Below are 1,837 nucleotides of genomic sequence, written 5' to 3' on the forward strand. Positions count from 1 at the left end.
GGAGCTACCGCGCGCCGACTCTCGTTCGGCGCGTTCGGTGCGCTCCTCCAGGCCGAGCACCTCGTCGCTCACGCGCGACGCGCTCCCGACCGGTCGTGGTTCGCGCTCCCCGCGGATCCGGGGCGGCCGGTGGACGGGCCGTAGCGCGATGTCGTCGAAGTCGCGTCCCATGATCGCCTCACCCCGCCAATGCCTTCGGAATGGTCGCGTGCTCGGGCAGGATGACGCCACAACCGAGGGAAGCCGCGAACGCCGCGGCCTGATAGCGGTAGCAACGCCGGATCTTGAGCCGGGCCTGCGTCGAGAGGTCGCGGGTGATGGCCTCGATGCGCGGCAGATCACCGCGCAGCGGCTCGGTGATCGTCACCAGCGCGCCGAAGCGGGTCACACCGTGCCCGCGGGCCTGTTCCTCACGAGCCTGCTGGGTCGCACCGACCCGCAGTGTCGCGGCGGCCGAGACGACACCGCGTTCGCTCTGCTGCGCCACGAGCGCGTTCTTGAAGTCGTCGTCGACGATCTCGGCGGCGTCGGCGGCCGAGTGCGGCCGGTAGACGATCGCGATGCGCTTGCGCGGCACTTCGGGATTCGGCGCGAGCAGCCGCTGCAGCACCCGCTCGTCGACCGCGCCCTCGGGCGCCGCGTCCATCTCCCAGGTGACCGAGCGGCCACCGTCGTGGATCAGGTGATCCCACTTCTCGTCGTGCGAGACCGGACCGGCGTCGTCCCAGCCGAGGCCGTGTCCGCCCGGATCGGCGGCGGCGACCTCGAGATCGGCCTGGGCGGCCGGGTCGTAGCTGCGGCGGATGAAGGAGATGACCTCCTCGGCCGACATCGGCTGCGCCCGCACGCCGGCCTCGGCCAGCGCCGCGCAGATGCCGGGCAGCCTGCGCCCGATCTCCACCGCTTCCTCGGCCGGGTTCTTGCGCCGCTCGGCGGTGGTGGCCTTGAAGGTGATCGCCACGCGCGGCAGCAATTGCACCCGCTCCTGCGGCAATTCGGTGGCCAGCTCGTACATCACCTGCTGGGCCAGCTCCGGCGCCTCCGGGCGGGTGATCGTGGAGACCTCGTTGAGCAACCGGTTGCCGGTCTCGGGCACGGTGTCGATCACCGGCACCACCGCGACGATGTCGCTGGTCTGGCCGACCGACGCGAGGAAGGTGCCCCACGCCGCGACCCAACGGTCGATCACCGGCTGGTCGACCGCCTCGTGGCCCTGCGGCCAAGCCCGCAGCACCACGGTGTACTGCGCGAACGCGGGCAGGTGGATCATCCCGAAGTGGTAGCCACCCGCGTCGATGCCCTCGTAGAGCTTCGACGGCGCGAGCAGTCCCGGCAGCTTGGTGACGCCGCCGGGGATCCGGGAGAACCGGCCGCCGCGATACACGTGCTCGCCGTTCTTGCGCGAGCGCATCCAGTTGAACATCATCAATCCCGTCTCGTAGCCCGAACGGCCCCCCGTCCGCCACACCAGGGGCACCATCACCAGCGCGCCGAGGCCGCCGACGACGAAACCCCATTTGAATCCACCGACCATGGCACTGATCAAGGCGGTGATCACCACGACGAAACCGATCACGGTCTCTTCCCAGCGCAAGCCGAAAAGGCCCGCGCTGCGCGGCTTCTGCCACAGCCCGTACGAGCGCCGCTCGTAGGTGTCGGTCGAGAGGGTGCTCATCGCGGAATCGTGCTCCTGCCGAGGTCGGGTGAACGATTCGCCCAGCGGTCACCGGCGAGGTCGCCGGCCGCCTGGTCGGCGCGCGAGGCGCTGCCCGCCGCCGCGCGTGCGGCGACGACATTGCGGGCCGCACCCGAGGGCACCGAGCCCGAACTGGGCGTC

The 1,837-nt window shown here is 71.0% G+C and carries 1 protein-coding gene; it reads right to left on the bottom strand.

Annotation, left to right across the window (positions count from 1 at the left end; translation table 11 throughout):
- Nucleotides 1-178 precede the first annotated feature (178 nt).
- Entirely contained in the window at nucleotides 179-1,675 is a 1,497-nt protein-coding gene (locus ATM97_RS33390) for an SCO6880 family protein (RefSeq protein ID WP_218722218.1), read from the bottom strand.
- Nucleotides 1,676-1,837 lie beyond the last annotated feature (162 nt).

This window comes from Nocardia sp. MH4 (assembly GCF_019266065.1).
GTDB lineage: Bacteria > Actinomycetota > Actinomycetes > Mycobacteriales > Mycobacteriaceae > Nocardia > Nocardia canadensis.

Excerpts from the sequence above, each read along its gene's own strand:
- ATM97_RS33390 (WP_218722218.1), bottom strand. The coding sequence starts at position 1,675 with ATGAGCACCCTCTCGACCGACACCTACGAGCGGCGCTCGTACGGGCTG.